The organism is Stenotrophomonas sp. Sm2128, assembly GCF_030985535.1.
In the GTDB taxonomy this organism is placed as follows: Bacteria; Pseudomonadota; Gammaproteobacteria; order Xanthomonadales; family Xanthomonadaceae; genus Stenotrophomonas; species Stenotrophomonas maltophilia.
This window is the reverse complement of sequence record NZ_JAPTFQ010000091.1, coordinates 1-17,402: the sequence shown is the minus strand read 5'-3', so window position 1 is coordinate 17,402 and position 17,402 is coordinate 1. Positions and strand designations below refer to the sequence as shown.

The following is a 17,402-nucleotide window of genomic DNA, read 5'->3' as shown; positions in this document are numbered from 1 at the left end:
GGCCCAACCCCCAGAAATCCGCTGTAAGCGACCCACCCCAGCCACGAGGGGGCTCCGCCGATGGCCGCCGACCGCGCGCAGCGCCGCTCTCCATCCGAATCCCGGAACCATGCGCTTGCTCACGGATTGACCACGCGATTGATGACAACGTTGTCCCCACCTGGTGCCGGACTCTCTCCCCGGCCTCCCAGGTACCTCCGTCCGGCCCCACCCGTCGCCTTCCCGGGCGACGCCCGGACCTGCGTCACGCGCGGCGCCATCGGGGCCCGCGCGCCCTTTGATCGGAGACTTACCCATGTACGACCCGATTGTGCGCAGTGCCGAACGTGCGACCCGAAGCTGTCGTCCCCGCCGCCTGGCCTGGCTGCTCGCCGTGGCCGCCGGTGCCGCTGCCCTGCCCGGCCTGGCGCAGGCCGCCAGCTGTGCCGGCGTGGCCCAGTGGGACCAGGCCAAGATCTACCGGGCCGGCGATACCCTGCAGAAAGGAGGCGTCCTCTATCGGGCGAACCAGGACATCTGGAACGCGCCGCCAGACCATCCGGCCGGTGCGCCCTACTACACCAACCTCGGTGCCTGCGATGGCAGCGGCGCCAACCAGCCGCCGGTGGTCAGCCTGACCTCGCCGGCCAACGGCGCCACCTTCAGCGCCGGCAGCACGGTCAACGTGACCGCCACCGCCAGTGATCCGGACGGCAGCGTCGCCAAGGTCGAGTTCTTCCGCGATGGCAGCACGCTGGGCGTGGCCACCAGTGCGCCGTATGCGGCCAGCTGGACCAATGCCAGCGCCGGCAGCCACACCCTGCGCGCGGTAGCCACCGACAACAACAACGCCACCAGCAGCACCGCGACCATCACCATCACCGTCAACGCCGCCGGTGGCGATACCACCGCACCGAGCGTGCCGGGCGGACTGGCGGTCGGCACGCGTACCGCCAACAGCATCGCGCTCAGCTGGAGCCCGTCCACCGACAACACCGGTGGCAGCGGCGTGGCCGGCTATGACGTGTACCGCAACGGCAGCCTGGTCGGTTCACCATCCAGTGCCAGCTACGTCGATGGCGGCCTGACTGCATCGACCACCTACCGCTACCGTGTGCGTGCCCGCGACAACGCCGGCAACGCGTCCGCCCAGGGCACCGAGATCAGCGCCACCACGCTGGCCGGCGACGGCGGCACTACCGGCAAGCGGGTCATCGGCTACTTCACCCAGTGGGGCATCTACGGCCGCAACTACCGGGTCAAGAACATCGACAGCAGCGGTTCGGCCGCGCGCCTGACCCACATCAACTACGCGTTCGGCAACGTGCGCAACAACCGCTGCGAAGTGGGCGTCACCCAGCCGTCGGATCCGAACAGCGGTGCCGGTGGTGATGCCTTCGCCGACTACACCAAGGCCTTCAGTGCCGCCGAGAGTGTCAGCGGCAGCGCCGATACCTGGGACCAGCCGCTGCGCGGCAACTGGAACCAGCTCAAGCAGCTCAAGGCCAAGTACCCCGGCATGAAGGTGCTGATCTCGCTGGGTGGCTGGACCTGGTCGCGCGGCTTCTCCAGCGCGGCGCGCCCGGAAAACCGCCAGGCCTTCGTCGCCTCGTGCATCGATGCCTACATCAAGGGCAACCTGCCGGTAACCGACGGTGCCGGTGGTGCCGGTGCCGCGCTGGGCGTGTTCGACGGCATCGACATCGACTGGGAATACCCGGTGGCGTGCGGCATCGAATGCGGCAAGCCGGAAGACAACGCCAACTTCACCGCGCTGATGGCCGAGTTCCGCCGCCAGCTCGATGCAGTGCGTCCGGGCCTGCTGCTGACGGTGGCGGTGGGTGCCGGCATCGACAAGATCCGCGTCACCGACCCGGCCGCGTACCACCCGTACCTGGACTACATCAACGTGATGACCTACGACTTCCACGGCGCGTGGGATGCGAAGACCAATCACCAGTCGGCGCTGTTTGATTCGCCGAGTGATCCGTCCACCGGCGACCAGAAGCTGTACAACAGCAACGACGCCATCGAGGCCTTCATCAGCCGTGGCGTGCCTGCCGCCAAGCTCAACCTGGGCATCGGCTACTACGGGCGTGGCTGGACCGGTGTGGCCAACGCCAACAACGGCCTGTACCAGACCGCGACCGGCGCTGCCCCGGGTACCTACGAGGCCGGCATCGAAGACTGGAAGGTGCTGAAGAACCTGGCGTGGCCGGGCTACACCGACAACACCGCAGGTGCCACCTGGATCTACAACGGCAGCACGCTGTGGAGCTTCGACACCCCGGCCAACATCACCCGCAAGATGGGTTACGTGAAGACCCAGGGCCTGGGCGGCGCGTTCGTCTGGGAGTTCAGTGGTGACGATGCACAGGGCACGCTGACCAAGGCGGTCAGTGATGGCCTGAAGTAAGAAAAAAGCCGGGGATGCGACACGCATCCCCGGCTCTACAGGAAAAGGTCGGCGACGATCAGCGCTTGGCCGACAGTTTTTCCAGCGCCGCGCGCAGCTGCGCCGGCGGCAGGTAGCCCCCCAGCTGGGTGCCGTCCGGCGCGAAGATCGCCGGCGTGCCGTTCACGCCCAGCTGCTGGCCCAGTGCGTACTGCATCGCCACCGGGTTGGTGCAGTTCTTTGCCGGCACGTTGCCACCGCGCTTGGCGTTGGTCAGTGCCTGGCGGCGATCGGCCGCACACCAGACCGAGATCATGTCGGAGTAGTCCTTGCTGCCGAGGCCCATGCGCGGGAATGCCAGATACTCGACGGAGATACCGTTGCGGTTGAGCTCGGCGATGTCCTGGTGCAGCTTGCGGCAATAGCCGCACTCGATGTCGGTGAACACGCTGATGGTGTACTTGGCATTCGGCGCAGCAAACACGATGCGGTCGCCGTGGTTGGCCTTGGCCAGCAGATCGCGACGATAGCCGAGCAGGCCTTCGCTGTTGGCCGGGCCCTTGGCACGGGTGTCGTAAGGCTGCGACTGGAACAGGTAGCGACCGTCGTCGGATACGTACAGCAGCTGGCCGGAAACGACCACCTCGCGGAAGCCGGGGAACGGCGCGGCACCGATGTAGTCCACCTTGAAACCGGGGTTCAGGGCAGTCAACGCGGCGCGCACGGCCTGGTCGGCAGGCGCGTTGGCGGCCGGGCCGGGCTTGGCAGCGGCGGCAGGCGCCTTGGCGGCTGGCGGGGCCGGCTGGGCGCAGGCAGTCAGGCTGAGCGCACCGAACACGGCGGCGATGGCAAATCGGAGCATGGAGCAGTCCGCGACAGAAGAAGACCCCGGATTCTGACACAGCCACCGGCACCGGGCCGCGACGCCGCGCACCGCCCGGGGCCGGGGTTCAGGACACGGCTCAGCCGCGCGGATGATGCCGGGCGTGCAGTTTCTGCAGGTGCTCGCGCGCCACCAGGGTGTAGATCTGGGTGGTCGACAACGAGCTGTGGCCAAGCAGCATCTGCAGCGCGCGCAGGTCGGCACCGCGGTTGAGCAGATGGGTGGCGAAGCTGTGGCGCAGGCCGTGCGGGCTGATCCGCGCCGGGTCGATGCCGGCCACCTGCGCGTGGCGTTTGACCAGGTGCCAGAACGCCTGCCGGGTCAGCGCATGCAGCGTCGGCTCGACAAACAATGGGGTCTGCCCATCGGCCAGCGCCTGCACCTTGCCCTTGCCGACCAGCAGCGGGCGCGATGCCTGTAGATAGCGCTCCAGCCAGTGCTGCGATTCCTCACCCAGCGGCACCAGCCGTTCCTTGCTGCCCTTGCCGGTGACCCTCAGCACGCCCTGGCGCAGGTTGACCGCGGTGGCCGGCAGCAGCACCAGCTCGCTCACGCGTAGGCCGGCGGCGTACATCAACTCCAGCATGGCGCGGTCGCGCAGGCCCAGCGGGCTGTCGATATCCGGCGCTGCCAACAGCGCGTCGATCTGGCTTTCGGCCAGCGCCTTGGGCAGCAATCGTGGCAGCTTGGGCGGATCCAGCAGCGCGCTGGGGTCCTCGCCGCGCTCGCCACGGCGCACGCCATCGGCGAAGAACGCCCGCAGCGCCGACAGCAACCGCGCATTGCTGCGCGGCGACCAGCCATGACGGGTGCGCCAGGCCAGGTAGTCGAACAACCCCGGGCGCTCGATGCCGGCCAGGCCACCATCGCGCCCATCCATCCAGCGCGCCAGCCCTTCCAGGTCGCGCCGGTAGCTGTCGAGGGTGGCGCGGGCCAGACCGTTCTCGGCCCAGATCGCATCGAGGAAGCGCTGGATGCGCATGCTGTCGTCGGCGCGCAGTTCGGGCAGTTGCTGGACCAGCTGGCGGCGTTCGGCGGGGGTGGAAACAAGGGCCATGCGTGCAGGATACGAGGGCCACTGCGGATGCGGCCAGCATTGCGTATGCTCGGCGCATGTCCCGCCCCGCCATTGATACGGCCCCTGCGGCCACTACCGAGCTGCCCCGCCCGCGTGCATTGCTGCTGTGGCGCGTGCTGGCGATGGTCTACGACGCGCTGCCGGTGCTGGCGCTGTGGATGTTGGCCGGCACCCTGTTCACCCTTGCCTACACCTTCAGCGGCCACGCCCAGCGCGAGAACATCGCACCGTTCAGCGCCTGGCAGTGGCTGCTGTGGGCGGTGTGCTGGCTGGTCACCGGGTGGTATGCCACGGCCAGCTGGCGCCGCGGCGGGCAGACGCTGGGCATGCGGCCGTGGCGCTTGAAGCTGGAATCAAGTGATGGCGCGCCCCTGCGACGCACGCAGCTTTGGCTGCGCTTCGTGGTGGGCACGCTGTCGCTGCTGCTGGGCGGCCTGGGATTCTGGTGGGCATGGGCTGACCGCCAGCGGCTGACCTGGCACGACCGCGCCAGCGGCACCCGCCTGCTGCGCATGCCGAAGCGGTAACGCATCACCTTTCAATCCGATCCTGCGCGGCGCTTGTGCAGAGTCGAGCCGATGCTCGGTTGGCGGGCGGTGCGCGCAAAGCAGCCGAGCGTGGGCTATGCCTGCCGTCCTGGCCGGCACCTTTCAGGCCGTCGCCAGCGACGTTGGCAGCGGCTCCTGCCGCTACCTTCGGCTCTACAACAACGAGGATCAGCCCGACTTGCGCCGGAACAGCAATCCCGATATCGCCAGCATCACGATCGGCGGCAACGCATAGGCAATGCGGTAATCGAACTTCAACGCGCCGGCCATGCGGCCGAAGAACAGTTGCAGCAGCCAGAAGCCCAGCGCGAACAGGATGCCGAGGAACAGGCGCTTGCCCATGCCACCACTGCGCAGCGAGCCGAACGCGAACGGCACCGCCGCCAGGCACAGCGCCAGCACGTTCACCGGGTAGAACCAGCGGCTCCAGTACACATCCTCGTAGTCGCGCGCGTCCAGACCGTTGCGCTCGCGGTATTCGATGCTGGTACGCAGCTCGGCCACACTGAGGTTGCGCGGCTTGGCGATGCCGGTGGCCAGCGCGCCGGCGTCCAGCTTGGAGTTCCACGGCTCGCGCGCCACTTCCTCGCGCGTGGCCGAACGTTCACCGAAGGTATCGCGGCGCACGCCGGTCAGCACCCAGCCGTCACGGTCATGCTCGGCCGTGTCCGCATGGGTCAGCGAGGCGATCCGACCATCCTCGGCGATGCGATACAGGCGCACGTCACGCAGGATCAGCCGCGTGCCCTTGTCGCCCACCAGCTGCTCTTCGCCACCGGCGGCGCTGAGGAAGGTATCGCCCTCGCGCGCCCACAGGCCGGAATAGCGGGTGGTGGAGATGTCCCGCCCCCATTTGGCACTGGACTTCAGCGCATCGGCACGGTCCTGGCCCCAGGGGCCCAGCGTCTCGGCGCTGAGCACCATCACTGCGGTAAGCAACGACAGGGCGATGGCCACCGATACGCTCAGGCGCTTGCGCGACAGGCCCAGCGCACGCAGCGCGGTCAGCTCGGAGGTCGCGGCCAGCTGGCCCAGGCCCATCAGCGCACCGATCACCGCAGCCGTGGGGAACATGGTGTAGGCACGGCGTGGCACCGTATACAGCACCCAGGCGGCCGCATGCCCCAGGGTGTAGCCGTTCTTGCCGATGTCCTTGAACTCGCCGGAAAACGCCATCACCACGTCCAGGCCCACCAGTACGGCCCAGGTCAGCAGCACCGTGGTGAACACCGACTGGCCGAGATACAGGTCGAAACGCATCGGGCGCAGTCTCATGCGCGGGCTCCCTTCGGGCGGCCCAGGCGGCCATCACGTGCATACATCCAGATCGTCAGCGCCAGCAGCGGCAGGGTCAGCCACCACAGGCCAAGCGCAGGCGGAATCTTGCCGTTGGCGATCCAGCCACTGCCGATGAACATCAGGTTGGTGCCGACCATGTAGGCCATCAGCGCCAGCATCATCCGCCCGTAGCGCTGCTGGCGCGGCGAGCTGCGGCCCAGCGGCACGGTCAGCAGCGCAAACGCCAGTGCGATCAACGGCGGGGCAAGGCGGCGATGCAGCTGTGCCTGCGCCTCGGGCCGGTCATCGCCGAACAGCTGCGTGGTCGGCATCAGTTCCGGATCATCGCCGGTACGGGTCTGCGCACCGTCGGGCAGGGCCACATCGTTGCGGGCGAAGGTGGCCAGGCGGTAATCCAGCCCCCCGGCCACCGGTCCTTCCACCTGGTGGCCATCATCCAGCTCCAGGAAGCGCTGGAGGGCGCCTTCGAAGAACATGCGCCCCCCTGCGGCGGACACCACTTCCAGGCGATCGTCCTTCTGCCGCTGCAGGAAGACCCGGCCCAGCTGGGTACCATCGGGCGAGATCGAGGACAGGTAGACCACGCCACCATTGGGCAGCTGGGTGAAGCGGCCCGGCTCCAGGCCCGCCATCAGCACGCTTCGATTGGCCTCGATGATCATCTGCTCGGCCACCCGGCCGGCCCACGGGCCCAGCCACAAGGAGCAGGCGCCGACCAGCGCCACTACCGGCACCACCAGCATCAGCAGCGGCCGCAGCAGGCGTTTGGGGCCCACGCCAATGGCAGTGATGACGGCCATTTCCGAGTCGCGGTAGAGACGGGCCACCGCCAGCAGCAGGCCCAGCATCAACGCCAGCGGCAGGATCAGTGGCAGGTAGGCGATGAACTGCAGGCCCAGCTGGGAGAACAGCAGCTTGGCCGGCAGGCGCCCGTCGGCGATGTTGCCGAGGATGTCCACCAGCACGCCGCCCACGCTGACCACCAGCAGGACGATCAGGGTAGCCAGGAAACTCTGGACGAAATCGCCCAGCAGGTATCGGTCGAGCTTCAGCATGGGGCGGTGGTTTAAACTCTGGGGTTCGTTCGCGGTGCCGCCCAGTCTACTGTCTGGGCGTAAACGGCCTGCGATTGTACGGACTCGCCAATGGAATCTGCTCAATGGCCCTCGAATTCACCCTGAACCACGTTGCTCCGGCCGCCGCCGCCGTTGATTGCCTGGTGGTCGGCGCGTATGCCGACCATACCCTGCCCCCCGCCGCACAGGCCCTGGACGCCGCCAGCGGCGGCCGCCTGGCCTCGCTGGCCCAGCGCGGCGACCTGTCCGGCAAGACCGGCGCCACCACCCTGCTGCACGACCTGCCGGGCGTGTCCGCCCCGCGCGTGCTGGTGGTCGGTCTCGGTGACGCCGCCCGCTTCGGTGTGCCGCAGTACCTGAAGGCCGTTGGCGACGCGGTGCGCGCGCTGAAGGCGGGCGCTACCCGCAGCGCACTGTTCACCCTGTCCGAAGTGGCCATCAAGGACCGCGACGCGGCCTGGGCGATCCGCCAGGCGGTGATCGCCGCCGATCACGCTGCCTACCGCTACACCGCCACTCTGGGCAAGAAGAAGGCCGACGACGCCGGCCTGGCCCAGCTGGCCATCGCCGGTGACGACGCCCAGGCCCTGGCCCAGGGCCAGGCCATCGCCGCCGGTGTCGAGTTCGCCCGCGAGCTGGGCAACCTGCCGCCGAACTACTGCACCCCGGCCTACCTGGCCGAGGTGGGCGTGAAGTTCGCCGGTGAGCATGACGGTGCCGAGGCCGAGATTCTCGATGAGCACCAGATGGAAGCGCTGGGCATGGGTTCGCTGCTGGCCGTGGCCCGTGGTTCGGCCAACCGCCCGCGCCTGGTGGTGCTGAAGTGGACCGGCGGCGGCGACGCCAAGCCGTACGTGCTGGTCGGCAAGGGCATCACCTTCGATACCGGTGGCGTCAACCTGAAGACCCAGGGCGGCATCGAAGAGATGAAGTACGACATGTGCGGTGGCGCCAACGTCATCGGCACCTTCGTCGCCGCGGTCAAGGCCAAGCTGCCGCTGAACCTGGTGGTGGTGGTGCCGGCGGTGGAAAACGCCATCGACGGCAACGCCTACCGCCCGTCCGACGTGATCACCTCGATGTCGGGCAAGACCATCGAAGTGGGCAACACCGACGCCGAAGGCCGCCTGATCCTGTGCGATGCGCTGACCTATGCGCAGCGCTTCGAACCGGCCGCGCTGGTCGACGTCGCCACCCTGACCGGTGCCTGCATGGTCGCCCTGGGCCACCAGACCGCCGGCCTGATGAGCAAGCACGACGACCTGGCCAATGAACTGCTGGCCGCCGGCGAGCATGTGTTCGACCGCGCCTGGCGCCTGCCGTTGTGGGACGAGTACCAGCCGATGCTGGATTCGACCTTCGCCGACGTCTACAACATCGGCGGCCGCTGGGCCGGCGCGATCACCGCGGGCTGCTTCCTGTCGCGCTTCACCGAAGGCCAGCGCTGGGCCCATCTGGACATCGCCGGCGTGGCCAGCGATGAAGGCAAGCGTGGCATGGCCACCGGCCGCCCGGTCGGCCTGCTGAGCCAGTGGCTGCTGGACCAGGCCGCCCGCGCCTGATGCCGTACCCGACCCTGGCCGGCCCCCGCTGGCCAGGGCCTCGCCCGGCACCGCCGGGCCCCTGCCTGACCCGGATCCTGCCATGCCCCGCGCCGACTTCTACCTGATCGCCAAGCCCCGCTTCCTGACCGAGCCGCTGCGCCTGGTCTGCGAACTGGCGCGCAAGGCCAACGACGCCGGGTTGTTCACCCTGGTGCTGGCCCGCGACCAGGCCCAGGCCGAGGAGCTGGACGAGCTGCTGTGGGCGTTCGACAACGATGCCTACATCCCGCACCAGATCGCCGGCGAAGACATGGACGAGGAAGAGGCCCTGGTGCTGATCGCCGTACCCGGCACCGACGCGCCGGCACGCCCGCTGGTGATCAACCTGCGCGATGAACCCTGGCTGGGCCAGTGCGAACGCGTGCTGGAAGTGGTCCCGGCCGATCCGGAAGCGCGCGAACCGCTGCGCGAACGCTGGCGCCAGTACAAGGCCGCCGGTTACGAGCTGAACAAGCACGACATGTAAGCGCGCCCCGGCCCCCTTGATGGGCCGCCGCCGCGCCCTGATCCTTCAACGATTACCTCCTGGTTCCCCCGCATGACCCAACTCGCCTCCAGCTACGACCCGAAGTCCTTCGAGACCGACCTCTACGAGGCCTGGGAGAAGGCCGGCCACTTCAAGCCGTCCGGCAAGGGCGAGCCGTACACCATCCTGCTGCCGCCGCCGAATGTGACCGGCACGCTGCACATGGGCCATGCGTTCCAGCAGACCCTGATGGACGCGCTGGTGCGCTACCACCGCATGCGCGGCTACGACACGCTGTGGCAGGTCGGTACCGACCACGCCGGCATCGCCACCGAAATGGTGGTCAGCCGCAACCTGGCGCTGGAAGGCAAGGGTGAGACCCGTGATTCGCTGGGCCGCGAAGGCTTCATCGGCAAGGTCTGGGAGTGGAAGCAGCAGTCCGGCGATACCATCGAGCGCCAGATGCGCCGCCTCGGCACCTCCGCCGACTGGTCGCGCAGCACCTTCACCATGGACCCGCAGCCGTCGGCGGCGGTCAACGAAGCCTTCGTGCGCTGGTACGAGCAGGGCCTGATCTACCGCGGCCAGCGCCTGGTCAACTGGGACCCGGTGCTGAAGACCGCCATTTCCGACCTGGAAGTGGAGAGCGCCGAGGAAGACGGCTTCCTGTGGTCGATCGCCTACACGCTGGATGAGGGCCTGAGCTACGAACACGTCGAGCGCGATGCCGACGGCGTGGAAACCCTGCGCGAAACCCGCGACTACCTGGTGGTCGCCACCACCCGCCCGGAAACCCTGCTGGGCGATACGGCGGTGATGGTGCACCCGGAAGACGAGCGCTACGCGCACCTGATCGGCAAGAGCGTGGTGCTGCCGCTGACCGGCCGCCGCGTGCCGGTGATCGCCGACGACTACGTGGACCGCGCGTTCGGCACCGGCGTGGTCAAGGTCACCCCAGCGCATGATTTCAACGACTACGAAGTGGGCGTGCGCCACAGCCTGCCGATGATCAACCTGTTCACCCCGGTGGCAGCGCTGAACGAAAACGCGCCGGAGCGTTTCCAGGGTCTGGACCGCTACGCCGCGCGCAAGGCCGTGCTGGCCGAACTGGAAGACCTGGGCATCCTGGTCGAGACCAAGGCGCACAAGCTGCAGGTGCCGCGCGGTGACCGCACCGGCCAGGTGATCGAGCCGTACCTGACCGACCAGTGGTTCGTGAAGATGGACGACCTGGCCAAGCGCGGCCTGGAACTGGTCGAGGACGGAAGCATTTCCTTCGTGCCGCCGAACTGGATCAACACCTACCGCCACTGGATGAACAACATCCAGGACTGGTGCATCAGCCGCCAGCTGTGGTGGGGCCACCGCATTCCGGCGTGGTTCGACGAAGCCACCGGCAGCTGCTACGTCGGTCGCAGCGAAGAGGAAGTGCGGGCGAAGCACAACCTGGGCAGCGAGGTGGTGCTGAACCAGGAAAGCGACGTGCTGGAGACCTGGTTCTCCTCGCAGCTGTGGCCGTTCTCCACCCTGGGCTGGCCCAACGAGCAGGTCATGGCCGAGCGCGGCTTCGACCGCTACCTGCCGTCGTCGGTGCTGATCACCGGCTTCGACATCATCTTCTTCTGGGTGGCGCGCATGATCATGGCCACCGACAACCTGGTCGGGAAGATCCCGTTCAAGGACGTCTACTTCACCGGCCTGATCCGTGACGGGCAGGGCCAGAAGATGTCCAAGAGCAAGGGCAACGTGCTCGACCCGCTGGACATCATCGACGGCATCACCATCGACGACCTGGTCGCCAAGCGCACCGGCGGCCTGATGCAGCCGAAGATGGTGGAGAAGATCGAGAAGGCCACCCGCAAGGAATTCCCGGACGGCATCGCCGCCCACGGTGCCGATGCGCTGCGCTTCACCATCGCGGCACTGGCCACCCACGGCCGCGACATCAAGTTCGACATGAACCGCGCCGAGGGCTACAAGAACTTCTGCAACAAGCTGTGGAATGCCAGCCGCTTCGCGCTGATGAACACCGAGGGCGCGGCGTTCACCGGCGTTCCCAGGCCGCGTACCGATGCCGAGCGCTGGATCCTCGCGCGCCTGGCCGCCACCACCGCCGAAGCGCAGGGCCATTTCGCCGCCTACCGCTTCGACCTGCTGGCGCAGTGCCTGTACGAGTTCGCCTGGAACGCGTTCTGCGACTGGTTCCTGGAACTGAGCAAGCCGGCACTGAACGGTGCAGACGCCGCCGACGCCGAAAGCACCCGCCACACCCTGCTGTACGTGCTGGAAGCGCTGCTGCGCCTGCTGCACCCGCTCACGCCGTTCATCACCGAACAGCTGTGGCAGCAGCTGGCCCCGCGCCTGGGCCTGGCCGAAACCACGCTGTCGCTGCGCCCGTACCCGACCGCCGCCGAGTTCGAAGGCGATTTCGCCCAGGCCGAGGCCGACGTGGAATGGCTGAAGGCGGTGATCAGTGCCGTGCGCCGCGTGCGCAGTGAGCTGAACGTCGCGCCGTCCAAGCTGGTGCCGCTGCGCCTGCAGGCCGGGCTGGAGCAGGACCGCATGCGCATCGAACGCTTCAGCGCCTCGCTGTCGTTCCTGCTGAAGCTGGACAGCATCCAGTGGCTGGCCGAAGGCGAAAGCGCACCGCCGGCCGCCGCCGCGATCGTGGGCGAGCTGAAGCTGCTGGTGCCGCTGGAAGGCCTGGTCGATCTCGATGCAGAGCGCGTGCGACTGGACAAGGAAATCGCCCGCGTCGAAGCGGAGAAGGAAAAGAGCGAGACCAAGCTGGCCAAGTTCACCGACAAGGTGCCGCCGGCCGTGGTCGAGCAGGAGCGCGTGCGACTGGCCGACTGGAACACCCAGCTGGCCGGCCTGCGCGAGCAGCGCGCGAAGCTGTAAGCGCCGCGCTCTGGTGCGTGCCAACCAGGGTTGGCACCTGCCCTGCCCCGGTCTGGTGGGTGCGGACCTTGGTCCGCACTGAGCGATGTGCCAACCAAGGTTGGCACCCACCAAACCCGGAACATTTCCCCGGCATGGCATCATCGCCCGATGCCTCTTTCCATCTTCCTGCTGGTCCTCGCGGCTGCGGCCCTGCATGCCAGCTGGAATGCGATCGTCAAACGCGGGCCGGACAAGTTCCTCGGCACCGTGCTGGTCACCGGCAGCGCCGCGCTGCTGTCGGCGGCCGCCCTGCCCTTCCTGCCGTTCCCGGCCGCGCACAGCTGGCCCTGGCTGGCTGCATCCGTGCTGCTGCAGGTGACCTACTACGGACTGGTGGCACGCTGCTACCAGCAGGTCGACATGAGCCTGGCCTATCCGCTGATGCGTGGCAGCGCGCCGATCCTGGTTGCGCTGGCCGGCACCCTGCTGGGCGAGCAACTGCCCCCGGCGGCGTGGCTGGGCGTGGTGCTGGTGAGCAGCGGCATCCTGTGCATGGCACTGGGCACACGTGGCGGCCAGCTGCGGCTGCCGCTGCTGACCGCGGCGATGATCGCTACCTACACCCTGGTCGATGCGCAGGGCGCGCGCCAGTCCGGTAGTGCGCTCAGCTATACGCTGTGGCTGTTCCTGCTGTCAGGCATCCCACTACCCCTGTGGGCGTTGTACACCCGCGGCGGCGCAGTGCTGGACTATGCGCGCCAGCACTTGCCGCTGGGACTGGCCGGTGGCGTCGGCACCACGGCGTCCTACGCGATGGCGTTGTGGGCCATGACCCAGGCGCCGGTGGCGATGGTCTCGGCGCTGCGTGAATCGTCGATCCTTTTCGCGTTGCTGATCTCGGTGTTCGTGCTGCGCGAGCGGATTCCGCGTGCGCGCTGGCTGGCGGCGGCGCTGATCGTCGGCGGTGTGTTGGCACTGCGGCTGGCGTGAGAAAAGCGTGCCAACCAAGGTTGGCACCTACCACGGCAGGTGATGTGTCGATGACAGCGGAGATCCACCGGTAGTGCCGGCCGCTGGCCGGCAACCCTTCTCCACTACAGCGGCGGCATCGTCTGCAGGTCGTCGTCGACCAGTTCGATCGCCATCACCACCGCGTCTTCGCGTCCCTGTGCGGCCGGATAGTAGCGCGGACGACGGCCGATCTCGTTGAAGCCTTCGCTGTGGTACAGCGCCAGCGCCGGCGTGTTGGACGGACGCACTTCCAGGAACACACGCTGCGCACCGCGGTTGCCTGCCAGCTGCACCAGTGCGCGCAGCAGTTGGCGACCCAGCCCACGCGACTGCGCCAGCGGATCGATGCAGATGTTCAATACATGTGCCTCATCGGCGGCAATACTGAGCACGCCGTAGCCGATCAGCTGGCCATCGCGCTCCATCGCCAGGCCGGGATAACCGGCACGCAGGCAATCAACGAAGATGCCGCGGGTCCATGGGAACGGATACCCACGCACTTCAATCGCCATCACCGCATTGAGGTCGCTCTCGCGCAATGCGCGCAGGCTGACCGGGCCGGGCTGGCTGACCGCACTCATGGTGCGCCCCGCTTGCGCAGGGCGCGCAGCTGCGGCCACAACGCGCGCTTGGCGGCCGGGTCCTGACGCAGCTGGTCCAGCGGCCAGCTGTCCATCAGCGCCTGCGTGGCAGGGTCGTTGGGATTACAGCCGGAGGCACGCAGCAATGCGATCTGCAGGCGATCCGGGAGCCGCACCACCGGCTGCCGCGCATTGCCACCCGGCAGCGGGCGGGCAGCGGCGGGCGCGGTGTCCGGTGCGGTGACGGGGGTCTCGCGACGCGTAGGTGCCGGGCGTTCCTGGCGGGAACCCGGTGTGGCTTCAACCGGAGGCTCGCGCGCGGGTGCGATTGGTGCCCGCACCTGCTCCACCGCTGGCGCGGCAGCCGCATCGGCTTCGGCCACGCTCAACTGCAGCGCGGCATCCAGCTCCGCGGCCAACTGACCGTCGTGATAGACGGTGTAGCCCATGGCCTGCAGCCAGGCCTGCTGGGCCGGTGACCACAGCACGGGCAGTTCCTGGCTCACGCGGCCTCGGGCTTCTTGCGCAGGCGCTGCACGGCCCACATCACCGGGCCGGACAAGGCGTACAGGATGCCGACCGCGAACAGCACGCGCGGCAGATCAATGACCGCGATGGCGATGGCGACCGGCACCAGGGCCAGCACCAGGAACGGCACGCGGTCGGAACGGGTGCCCTTGGCGCCGCCACCCTTGAAGCTCCAGAAGCGGATACGGCTGACCATCAACAGCGCCGCGACGATCGTCACCGCCAGCGCCACGTAGCGCAGCTGGTTGCCGTCCCAGCCCAGGTTGCCATCGGCGAAGGCCCAGACGAAGGACATCATCAGCCCGGCCGCGGCCGGGCTGGCCAGGCCGACGAACCAGCGCTTGTCGACCACCGCGACCTGGGTGTTGAAGCGGGCCAGGCGCAGCGCCGCGCAGGCGGCATACAGGAAGGCCACGGCCCAGCCGACGCGGCCGAGCAGCGGGTCATCGAACTTCAGCCACGACAGGGACCAGTGGTACATCACCAGCGCCGGGGCCATGCCGAAGCTGACCAGGTCGGCCAGCGAGTCGTACTGGACGCCGAACTCGCTGCTGGTACCGGTCAGGCGCGCCACGCGCCCGTCCAGGCCATCCATCACCGCCGCCACGAACACGGCGATGCTGGCATTGACGAAATCCCCGTTGGCCGCGGCGATGATCGCGTAGAAGCCGGCGAACAGGCCGGCGGTGGTGAACAGGTTGGGCAGCAGGTAAATCGTGCGCGAACGCGGCGGCGGTGTGATCGGGTCCATGGAATCCAGTTTAATCGACTTGCCAGTGCTCGGCGCCAATGCTGCAATCGGCGTTCTACGCCCATTCCGCGGAGTTTGCCATGCGTGCCCTGTCCTGCCTTGGATGCCTGCTGCTGTTGGCCAGTGCCAACGCCGTGGCCGGCCCGGTCTATAAATGGAAGGACGCCCATGGCGTGACCCAGTATTCGGAGACCCCGCCGGCGGGCAAGAAGTTCGAGACCCGCGAACAGGCCCGCACCCCGCAGGCCGCGGCCAGCGCCGAGACCCCGGCCGCGCCGGTGCCGGAGCAGTGCAGCACCGCCCGTGCCAACCTGGCCCTGCTGGAAGGCTCCGGCCAGGTGATGCAGGACACCAATGGCGACGGGAAGGCCGATACCGCGTTGACCGCGGAACAGCGCAGCGCGCAGAAGGGATTGGCTGAAGCGGCCATCAAGGCGTACTGCCCGGCGGAGTGAGGGTATCGGCAGGGCTGGCAGAATAGGCGTCTCTGCCGTTATCCGAAGCCGACGATGCGCCTCTCCCAGTTCCACCTGCACACCACCAAGGAAACCCCCAGCGACGCCGAGCTCACCAGCCACCGGCTGATGCTGCGCGCGGGCATGATCCGCAAGCTGGCATCGGGCCTGTACACCTGGTCGCCGCTGGGCCTGCGCGTGCTGCGCAAGGTTGAACGCATCGTGCGCGAGGAAATGGACCGCGCCGGTGCCGTGGAATTCCAGATCCCGACCATCCAGCCGAAGGAACTGTGGGAGCAGACCGGCCGCTGGCAGAAGTTCGGCCCGCAGCTGCTGAAGATCAAGGACCGCAAGGACCAGGTGTTCTGCTACAGCCCGACCGCCGAAGAAGCCGCCTGCGACTTCGCGCGCAGCGAGCTGTCCAGCTACAAGCAGCTGCCGGTGAATTTCTACCAGGTACAGACCAAGTTCCGCGACGAGATCCGCCCGCGCTTCGGCGTGATGCGTTCGCGCGAATTCCTGATGAAGGATGCCTATTCGTTCCACCTGCACGATGAGTGCCTGGTGCGCGAATACGAGAACATGAAGTCGGCCTACAGCCGCATCTTCACCCGCCTCGGCCTGGACTTCCGCATGGTGCAGGCCGACTCCGGTGCGATCGGTGGCGATGCCTCGCAGGAATTCCACGTCATCGCCGATTCCGGCGAGGACGCGCTGGTGTTCTCCACCGGTTCGGACTACGCCGCGAACATGGAAGCGGCGATCGCCGCCGATCCGGCACCGCGCGCGGCTGCCAGTGAAGCCATGCGCAAGGTCGACACCCCTACCCAGAAAACCTGCGAGGACGTCGCGGCGCTGCTCGGCATCGCGCTGCAGCGCACGGTGAAGTCGGTGGCGCTGATCGCCGGTGAAGGCGAAGCACAGCAGTTCGTGCTGGTGCTGGTGCGCGGCGACCATGAGGTCAACGAAATCAAGCTGGCCAAGGTTGCCGGCCTGGACGAACAGCGCTTTGCCAGCGAGGCTGAAATCGCCGAGTACCTGGGCAGCGTGCCGGGCTTCCTCGGCCCGGTCGCCCCGGCCAAGGCCATCCGCGTGGTCGCCGACCGCGAAGTGGCCGCGATGTCCGACTTCGTCGTCGGCGCCAACGAAGTCGGTTTCCACCTGGCCGGGGTCAACTGGGGCCGCGACCTTCCGGAACCGGAAGTGGCCGACATCCGCAACGTGCGTGCCGGTGACCGCGCGCTGGACGGTGGCGAACTGAAGATCGCCCGTGGCATCGAAGTCGGCCATGTGTTCCAGCTCGGCCGCAAATATGCCGAAGCGCTGGATGCCACCGTGCTGGACGAGAACGGCAAGGCGGCGGTGATGGCGATGGGCTGCTACGGCATCGGTATCTCGCGCGTGGTGGCTGCCGCGATCGAACAGAACCATGACGATGCCGGCATCATCTGGCCGGACGCGATGGCGCCATGGCAGGTGGTGGTGTGCGTGATCAACCCGAAGGGCGACGCCGCCGTGGCCGATGCTGCTGCCAGCCTGCTGCAGGAACTCCGCGACGCCGGCCTCGATGCCGCGCTGGACGACCGTGGCCTGCGCCCGGGTGCGATGTTCGCCGACATGGAACTGATCGGCATCCCGCACCGCGTGGTGGTGAGCGAGCGCGGCCTGGCCGCCGGTACCTACGAGTACCGCTCGCGCCGCGCCAGCGAAGCGGAAAGCCTGGACAAGGCCACCCTGCTGCAGCGACTGCAGGGCTGATCAGGAGAAGACCGGGGCACGCCCCGGTCTTTTTTTTTGGTTCTTCACCCAAGTCCGGGGAAGGCTGCACGGATTTTGAGGAAGAAATAGGCGTCGTCTCGGTATCC

The 17,402-nt window shown here is 68.0% G+C and carries 15 protein-coding genes; 8 read left to right on the top strand and 7 right to left on the bottom strand.

All coding sequences use genetic code 11. The features are described 5' to 3' along the window. The first annotated feature begins 295 nt into the window (after positions 1 to 295). Complete coding sequence (locus O0K41_RS19670) at positions 296 to 2,395, top strand: glycosyl hydrolase family 18 protein (RefSeq protein ID WP_099606014.1); 2,100 nt, start codon at positions 296 to 298, stop codon at positions 2,393 to 2,395. Positions 2,396 to 2,453: 58 nt separating this feature from the next. Here O0K41_RS19670 and O0K41_RS19665 read toward each other — a convergent pair whose 3' ends face one another. Continuing rightward, on the bottom strand, positions 2,454 to 3,236 hold the full coding sequence (locus tag O0K41_RS19665) for a DsbC family protein (RefSeq protein ID WP_088437026.1): 783 nt from the start codon (positions 3,234 to 3,236) through the stop codon (positions 2,454 to 2,456). A gap of 100 nt (positions 3,237 to 3,336) precedes the next feature. Next, positions 3,337 to 4,314 carry a site-specific tyrosine recombinase XerD gene (xerD, locus tag O0K41_RS19660; RefSeq protein WP_024958537.1) on the bottom strand — a complete coding sequence of 326 codons (978 nt, stop codon included), beginning with the start codon at positions 4,312 to 4,314 and terminating at the stop codon, positions 3,337 to 3,339. Positions 4,315 to 4,370: 56 nt separating this feature from the next. Between xerD and O0K41_RS19655 the strand changes: the two genes are divergently transcribed. Then, positions 4,371 to 4,862: an RDD family protein gene (locus tag O0K41_RS19655; protein WP_033834373.1), complete on the top strand. Its 492-nt coding sequence runs from the start codon at positions 4,371 to 4,373 to the stop codon at positions 4,860 to 4,862. A 189-nt stretch (positions 4,863 to 5,051) separates the two neighbouring features. Here the strand turns inward: O0K41_RS19655 and lptG are convergent, their stop codons facing one another. Both lptG and lptF read right to left on the bottom strand, forming a co-directional pair. After that, a complete protein-coding gene (gene lptG / locus O0K41_RS19650) occupies positions 5,052 to 6,158 on the bottom strand; it encodes an LPS export ABC transporter permease LptG (protein WP_005408015.1) in 1,107 nt (368 codons plus the stop codon). Further along, positions 6,155 to 7,237 carry an LPS export ABC transporter permease LptF gene (gene lptF, locus O0K41_RS19645; RefSeq protein ID WP_164223235.1) on the bottom strand — a complete coding sequence of 361 codons (1,083 nt, stop codon included), beginning with the start codon at positions 7,235 to 7,237 and terminating at the stop codon, positions 6,155 to 6,157. Before lptF ends, lptG begins: the two co-directional genes overlap by 4 nt. 104 nt (positions 7,238 to 7,341) lie before the next feature. Here lptF and O0K41_RS19640 point away from each other — a divergent pair, with 104 nt between their 5' ends. The 4 genes from O0K41_RS19640 to O0K41_RS19625 all read left to right on the top strand — a co-directional run bounded on the left by O0K41_RS19640 (position 7,342) and on the right by O0K41_RS19625 (position 13,201). Continuing rightward, positions 7,342 to 8,820, top strand: coding sequence for a leucyl aminopeptidase (locus tag O0K41_RS19640; RefSeq protein ID WP_049450010.1), 1,479 nt, complete (start codon positions 7,342 to 7,344; stop codon positions 8,818 to 8,820). A gap of 82 nt (positions 8,821 to 8,902) precedes the next feature. Next, positions 8,903 to 9,328 (top strand): DNA polymerase III subunit chi, encoded by a 426-nt coding sequence (locus tag O0K41_RS19635; RefSeq protein WP_005408012.1) that lies wholly within the window; start codon positions 8,903 to 8,905, stop codon positions 9,326 to 9,328. A 72-nt stretch (positions 9,329 to 9,400) separates the two neighbouring features. Continuing rightward, positions 9,401 to 12,229, top strand: coding sequence for a valine--tRNA ligase (locus tag O0K41_RS19630; protein WP_108270393.1), 2,829 nt, complete (start codon positions 9,401 to 9,403; stop codon positions 12,227 to 12,229). A gap of 150 nt (positions 12,230 to 12,379) precedes the next feature. Then, positions 12,380 to 13,201 carry an EamA family transporter gene (locus O0K41_RS19625; protein WP_088437028.1) on the top strand — a complete coding sequence of 274 codons (822 nt, stop codon included), beginning with the start codon at positions 12,380 to 12,382 and terminating at the stop codon, positions 13,199 to 13,201. Positions 13,202 to 13,305: 104 nt separating this feature from the next. Here the strand turns inward: O0K41_RS19625 and rimI are convergent, their stop codons facing one another. The 3 genes from rimI to pssA are packed head-to-tail and all read right to left on the bottom strand — an operon-like array spanning position 13,306 to position 15,082. Then, a complete protein-coding gene (gene rimI, locus O0K41_RS19620; RefSeq protein WP_005412190.1) occupies positions 13,306 to 13,803 on the bottom strand; it encodes a ribosomal protein S18-alanine N-acetyltransferase in 498 nt (165 codons plus the stop codon). Beyond that, positions 13,800 to 14,252 (bottom strand): hypothetical protein, encoded by a 453-nt coding sequence (locus tag O0K41_RS19615; RefSeq protein ID WP_171039712.1) that lies wholly within the window; start codon positions 14,250 to 14,252, stop codon positions 13,800 to 13,802. The genes rimI and O0K41_RS19615 overlap by 4 nt, the downstream gene beginning before the upstream one ends. Positions 14,253 to 14,305: 53 nt before the next feature. Next, complete coding sequence (gene pssA, locus O0K41_RS19610; RefSeq protein WP_005408007.1) at positions 14,306 to 15,082, bottom strand: CDP-diacylglycerol--serine O-phosphatidyltransferase; 777 nt, start codon at positions 15,080 to 15,082, stop codon at positions 14,306 to 14,308. An 80-nt stretch (positions 15,083 to 15,162) separates the two neighbouring features. Between pssA and O0K41_RS19605 the strand changes: the two genes are divergently transcribed. Together O0K41_RS19605 and O0K41_RS19600 are read left to right on the top strand one after the other, a co-directional pair. Next, complete coding sequence (locus O0K41_RS19605; protein WP_005408006.1) at positions 15,163 to 15,537, top strand: DUF4124 domain-containing protein; 375 nt, start codon at positions 15,163 to 15,165, stop codon at positions 15,535 to 15,537. Between the two features lie 54 nt (positions 15,538 to 15,591). Then, positions 15,592 to 17,295 carry a proline--tRNA ligase gene (locus O0K41_RS19600; RefSeq protein WP_088436266.1) on the top strand — a complete coding sequence of 568 codons (1,704 nt, stop codon included), beginning with the start codon at positions 15,592 to 15,594 and terminating at the stop codon, positions 17,293 to 17,295. Positions 17,296 to 17,402: the final 107 nt, after the last annotated feature.

What these genes read in the sequence shown, in the direction of transcription:
- rimI (WP_005412190.1), bottom strand. Translation starts at nt 13,803, where the DNA reads ATGAGTGCGGTCAGCCAGCCCGGCCCGGTCAGCCTGCGCGCATTGCGC.
- O0K41_RS19655 (WP_033834373.1), top strand. Translation starts at nt 4,371, where the DNA reads ATGTCCCGCCCCGCCATTGATACGGCCCCTGCGGCCACTACCGAGCTG.
- lptG (WP_005408015.1), bottom strand. Translation starts at nt 6,158, where the DNA reads ATGAGACTGCGCCCGATGCGTTTCGACCTGTATCTCGGCCAGTCGGTG.
- O0K41_RS19670 (WP_099606014.1), top strand. Translation starts at nt 296, where the DNA reads ATGTACGACCCGATTGTGCGCAGTGCCGAACGTGCGACCCGAAGCTGT.
- O0K41_RS19635 (WP_005408012.1), top strand. Translation starts at nt 8,903, where the DNA reads ATGCCCCGCGCCGACTTCTACCTGATCGCCAAGCCCCGCTTCCTGACC.
- O0K41_RS19665 (WP_088437026.1), bottom strand. Translation starts at nt 3,236, where the DNA reads ATGCTCCGATTTGCCATCGCCGCCGTGTTCGGTGCGCTCAGCCTGACT.
- O0K41_RS19605 (WP_005408006.1), top strand. Translation starts at nt 15,163, where the DNA reads ATGCGTGCCCTGTCCTGCCTTGGATGCCTGCTGCTGTTGGCCAGTGCC.
- xerD (WP_024958537.1), bottom strand. Translation starts at nt 4,314, where the DNA reads ATGGCCCTTGTTTCCACCCCCGCCGAACGCCGCCAGCTGGTCCAGCAA.
- O0K41_RS19630 (WP_108270393.1), top strand. Translation starts at nt 9,401, where the DNA reads ATGACCCAACTCGCCTCCAGCTACGACCCGAAGTCCTTCGAGACCGAC.
- lptF (WP_164223235.1), bottom strand. Translation starts at nt 7,237, where the DNA reads ATGCTGAAGCTCGACCGATACCTGCTGGGCGATTTCGTCCAGAGTTTC.
- O0K41_RS19600 (WP_088436266.1), top strand. Translation starts at nt 15,592, where the DNA reads ATGCGCCTCTCCCAGTTCCACCTGCACACCACCAAGGAAACCCCCAGC.
- O0K41_RS19615 (WP_171039712.1), bottom strand. Translation starts at nt 14,252, where the DNA reads ATGGGCTACACCGTCTATCACGACGGTCAGTTGGCCGCGGAGCTGGAT.
- O0K41_RS19640 (WP_049450010.1), top strand. Translation starts at nt 7,342, where the DNA reads ATGGCCCTCGAATTCACCCTGAACCACGTTGCTCCGGCCGCCGCCGCC.
- pssA (WP_005408007.1), bottom strand. Translation starts at nt 15,082, where the DNA reads ATGGACCCGATCACACCGCCGCCGCGTTCGCGCACGATTTACCTGCTG.
- O0K41_RS19625 (WP_088437028.1), top strand. Translation starts at nt 12,380, where the DNA reads ATGCCTCTTTCCATCTTCCTGCTGGTCCTCGCGGCTGCGGCCCTGCAT.